This is a genomic window from Bradyrhizobium sp., assembly GCF_019244115.1.
GTDB lineage: Bacteria > Pseudomonadota > Alphaproteobacteria > Rhizobiales > Xanthobacteraceae > Bradyrhizobium.
In genome coordinates, this window is sequence record NZ_JAFATE010000384.1 from 1 (window position 1) to 4560 (window position 4560).

Annotated in this window: 5 protein-coding genes; 2 read left to right on the forward strand and 3 right to left on the reverse strand. The window is 65.8% G+C overall.

The window, feature by feature from the left end; genetic code table 11:
- From JOZ76_RS16790 to JOZ76_RS16800, 3 genes are all read right to left on the reverse strand, one after another.
- Nucleotides 1–296, reverse strand: a 296-nt coding sequence (locus JOZ76_RS16790; protein WP_291699876.1) for an ABC transporter substrate-binding protein, incomplete at its 3' end; no start/stop codon positions are given.
- A 94-nt stretch (nt 297–390) separates the two neighbouring features.
- Complete coding sequence (gene hutC, locus JOZ76_RS16795) at nt 391–1128, reverse strand: histidine utilization repressor (RefSeq protein ID WP_291699878.1); 738 nt, start codon at nt 1126–1128, stop codon at nt 391–393.
- The gene (locus tag JOZ76_RS16800; RefSeq protein ID WP_291699880.1) at nt 1125–2483 is read right to left on the reverse strand and encodes a formimidoylglutamate deiminase; all 1359 of its coding nucleotides are present in this window, start codon (nt 2481–2483) and stop codon (nt 1125–1127) included. Before JOZ76_RS16800 ends, hutC begins: the two co-directional genes overlap by 4 nt.
- Before the next feature lie 83 nt (nt 2484–2566).
- Here JOZ76_RS16800 and hutI point away from each other — a divergent pair, with 83 nt between their 5' ends.
- Both hutI and JOZ76_RS16810 read left to right on the forward strand, forming a co-directional pair.
- Nucleotides 2567–3778, forward strand: coding sequence for an imidazolonepropionase (hutI, locus tag JOZ76_RS16805; RefSeq protein ID WP_291699882.1), 1212 nt, complete (start codon nt 2567–2569; stop codon nt 3776–3778).
- On the forward strand, nt 3775–4560 hold a 786-nt coding region (locus JOZ76_RS16810), incomplete at its 3' end, for an aromatic amino acid lyase (protein WP_291699884.1). The genes hutI and JOZ76_RS16810, both read left to right, overlap by 4 nt.

The window sequence follows — 4560 nt, forward strand, 5'->3', positions numbered from 1 at the left end:
TGAAAAATCTGCTTCGTCGCAACGCCGCTCGCGTTCCAGGAGATCCAGGTCTCGACCGTGGTCGCCGCGCACTGGATGTCGCCCGACGCAATGGCCAGATGGCGGTCCTTCTGCGGAATCTTCTTCAGCGTGACGTCGAGGCCGTTCTTCTTGAAAATGCCGGCCTCCTTTGCGAGCGTCAGCGGCGCAAAGCCGGTCCATCCGGAGATTCCGATGCCGACCTTGACGTCGTCAGCGAGCGCCGGCGTGGAGACAAGAACCGCAACAATTGTCGCGAATAATCTCGAGCTACGCATGATTGTCTTCCTCTTCCGATCTAGTTGATTGCCTTCAGTCGGTTTTCTCACTTGTCTGCTGTCGAACCGTTGCATGAATTGTGCCGCTCCGATCTCAGCCGCCCTTGAAGTGAGCAACGAGGCGGTGCGAGTCGCCCGGATAGAGCAGGCGGACCGCGGTGACGGTCCGCGCGCTGCGCCAGGTGTGGCGGTCGATGACGAGGCAGGGCGCGCCGACAGCGATCGCGAGCGCAGCCGCGGTCGAGGCGTCGGCGACAACAGCGCTGATCGTGTGCTCGGCTTCCGTCCAGGGGACATGATGCAGCAGCCATGAACCCGGCGGCTCGACGGCGAAATCGGCTGTCGCAGCTTCGGGCACGGTCTCAAGGTCGATCAGCCGGTCTTCCACCGCGAAGGGGACGTCGTCGGCGCTGTGGCGGCAGGCGATCGCGATCACCTTGCCGGCCTTCCGCACGCCGAGGCGGGTGCGATCGGCGCCATTTGCGGTGCGGCGCGCGGCGTGGATCAGTTCGTAGCCGTAACTGCGGCCGAGCGCGGAAATCTCGGCACGAATGTCGGCAATCTGCAGCACCGCCGACAAATGCTGCGGGCGGCGCACGAACGTGCCGGCCCGCCGGCGCCGCTCGATCAGATCGGCTTGCGCCAGTTCCGACAGGGCCTTGTTCACCGTCATGCGCGAACAGCCGTAACGCGTCATCAGCTGGTGCTCGAACGGAATGCGGTGGCCGGGCGGCCATTCACCGGTCAGGATCCGGCGCTCGATGTCATTGCGGATCTGCTTGTAGAGTGTCGGCTTCTCGGCCGCACGGTCGCGATCAGCGGAGAGGCTCATGCCACAAAACTCCGGATGGTCGCGTTGAACCGGTCGCGGGCCTTTTGGCGGAGCCTGTGACGTCCGCCTTCGACGACCTTATTACCGCCTGCCCAGACGCAATCGATGGCATCGGCGCCTGCCGCAAAGATAAAGCCGTCGAGAATGGCATCACCGCGGCGTTCGGCCAGTGATGGATGCGAGGTGTCGAGCGACACGATGTCGGCGCGCGCGCCTTGCTGTATGCCGCCGCAGGCTTGCGCCAGTGCCTGCGTGCCGCCGGCCAAGGCAGCATCGAACAGGGCGCGCCCGGTCGAAACGCCCGGACCGCGCGACAGCATATTGCGCGCGCGGTGCTTCAGCCGCTGGCCATATTCGAGCTGGCGCAGCTCATCGGCGACGCCAATCAGGATGTTGGAGTCCGTGCCGATGCCGAAACGGCCGCCGGCGTCGCAATATTCGCGCGCGGGAAAAATGCCGTCGCCGAGGCTTGCTTCGGTCAGCGGGCAAAGACCGGCCACAGCGCCGCTTGCCGCGAGCGCAGTCGTCTCCGTCGCAGTCATGTGGGTTGCGTGGATGAGGCACCAGCGCTGATCGACGGGTGCATGGTCGAGTAGCCATTCGACCGGTCGCCGGCCCGACCAGGCCACGCAGTCCTCGACTTCCCGGGTCTGTTCGGCGGCATGGATGTGAACCGGCCCGCCCTCGGCGAGCGGTACGATCGCCGTCAGTTCGTCTGGCGTCACGGCACGCAGGCTGTGCGGTGCAATGCCGACATTGGCGCCGCGCAAGGAGCTCACGGCCTTGCGCGAGGCGGTCATCAGCTCGGCAAACTGATCGATCGACGAGATGAAGCGTCGCTGGCCGGCACGCGGCGCCGCTCCGCCGAACGAGCCGTGCGCGTAAAAACTCGGCAGCAGCGTCAGCCCGATACCGGTCGCCTCCGTGGCCTGAGCTATGCGCGCTGCCATCTCCGCCGGATTGGCGTAAGGCGCGCCGCCTGGATCATGATGGAGATAATGGAATTCGCCGACGCGGGTAAAACCGCGCTCGAGCATCTCGGCATAGAGCAGGGTCGCGACGCTCTCGACATCGTCGGGCGTCATCGTCAGCGCGAAGCGGTACATTGTCTCGCGCCAGGTCCAGAACGTGTCGGCCACCTCGCCGCGCATCTCGGCGAGCCCTGCCATGCCGCGCTGGAACGCGTGGCTGTGCAGGCTCGCCAGTCCCGGGATGGCCAGCTGGTGACGCTCGTCGCCGCTTTGCGGCGCGGCGCCGGCCGTGATGGCGGTAATGGTTCCGTCGCCGACGATTACCTGCACGTCATCGCACCACCCGGAGGGCAAGAGCGCGGATGCAAAATGCAGTCGTGTCATGTTTCCAGCCGGCTGGACAGAACCGCGACACGATTATATGTCTAGACATATAAGTCAAGCTTCCCGAGTCGGGAGAAGGCTGGATGGCCGAGCGCTTCGATCGTATCTGGCACAATGCCCGGCTCGCCACCATGCATCGGGACATGCCCGATCTCGGCGTGGTCGAAGGCGGCCTCATCGCGGCGCGCGACGGCCGCATCGCCTTTGCCGGCGCGCGCGCTGACTTTCCGTCGGCCGCTGATGCGGCGGAGCGGATCGACTGTGAAGGGCGGTGGATCACCCCCGGACTGATCGATTGCCATACCCATCTCGTCTATGGCGGAAACCGCGCCCATGAATTCGAGCTGCGGCTGAAGGGCGCAAGTTACGAGGAGATCGCGCGTGCGGGCGGCGGCATCGTCTCGACAGTGGCGGCGACACGACAGGCTGATGTGGCGGACCTCATCAGCGGCGCATTGCCGCGACTCGACGCGCTGATCGGCGAGGGCGTGACGACAATCGAAATCAAGTCCGGTTACGGCCTCGACACGGATACCGAGATGCGGCAGCTCAAGGCCGCGCGTGATCTCGGGCGCATCCGACCGGTTACGGTCCGGACGTCTTTCCTCGGCGCCCATGCGTTGCCGCCCGAAGAAGGCGACAAGGATCGCTATATCGATCGCGTCTGCCAACAGATGCTGCCGGCAGTCGCGGAGGCCGGGCTTGCGGACGCCGTCGATGCCTTCATGGAAGGTATTGCGTTCTCGCGGGCGCAGACGGCGCGCGTGTTCGCCGCAGCGCGAGCGTTCGGACTGCCGGTCAAACTCCATGCCGACCAGTTGTCGAATCTCGGCGGAGCCGCGCTCGCCGCGGAGTTCTCCGCTCTCTCGGCCGACCATCTCGAGCACACCGAGGAGGAAGGCGTCGCAGCGATGGCGGGGGCGGGCACCGTCGCCGTCCTGCTGCCGGGCGCCTTTTACTTCATCCGCGAAACGCAAAAACCTCCGGTCGAGCTGTTCCGGGCCCACCGCGTCAACATGGCGCTCGCCACCGACTGCAATCCTGGCAGCTCGCCGCTGACCTCGCTGCTGCTCGCCATGAACATGGGCGCGACGCTATTCCGGATGACGGTGGCCGAATGTCTGCTTGGCGTCACGCGGGAAGGCGCCCGTGCGCTCGGCCTCTTGGCTGAAACCGGCACGCTGGAGGCGGGCAAGTGGTGCGATCTCGCGATCTGGGACATCGAGCGTCCGGCGGAGCTCGTCTACCGGATCGGTTTCAACCCGTTGCATAGCCGGGTATGGAGGGGACAATGAACGATCGGGATGCCCCGATTGCCCTTGCGCCCGGGCAGGTTACGCTCGACGATCTGGTACAACTGCTCGCAGGGCGAGCCGTCCTGCTCGACGCGTCGTTCTGGCCGCGCATCGAGGCAGCCGCGAACATTGTCGCGAAAGCGGCACATGCCGATCTCCCCGTCTACGGCATCAATACCGGATTCGGAAAGCTGGCTTCGGCGCGCATAGCCGCCGACCAGACGACGCTGCTGCAACGTAATCTCATCGTTTCGCATTGCTGCGGCGTAGGACCATCGACGCCCGAGCCGATCGTTCGCCTAATGATGGCGCTGAAAATCATCTCGCTCGGGCGAGGTGCTTCGGGCGTGCGGCGCGAGGTGATCGAGCAGCTGCAGGCCATGATCATCAGAGGGGTCTGTCCGCTGGTGCCGCAACAGGGCTCGGTCGGCGCCTCCGGCGATCTGGCACCGCTTGCGCATATGACGGCTGTCATGATCGGGGAAGGCCAGGCGCTCGTCGATGGCCAGACCGTGCCGGGCCGCGAGGCGCTCGCGGCTGTCGGGCTGATGCCATTGACGCTGGGTCCGAAGGAGGGGCTCGCGCTGATCAATGGCACCCAGTTCTCGACCGCCTATGCCATTGCCGGTCTCTCGCGCGCCCATCGCCTGGCTTGTGCCGCGCTGGTGACAGGCGCCTTGTCGGTTGACGCGGCGATGGCGTCGACGGCGCCGTTCCGGCCCGAGCTCCACGCGCTGCGTGGGCATGCGGGACAGATCGCGGCTGGTGCGGCGCTCACGTCC

Bases quoted from the DNA above. Each gene is read 5' to 3' on its own strand.
- hutC (WP_291699878.1), bottom strand. From the start codon at position 1,128: ATGAGCCTCTCCGCTGATCGCGACCGTGCGGCCGAGAAGCCGACACTC.
- JOZ76_RS16800 (WP_291699880.1), bottom strand. From the start codon at position 2,483: ATGACACGACTGCATTTTGCATCCGCGCTCTTGCCCTCCGGGTGGTGC.
- hutI (WP_291699882.1), top strand. From the start codon at position 2,567: ATGGCCGAGCGCTTCGATCGTATCTGGCACAATGCCCGGCTCGCCACC.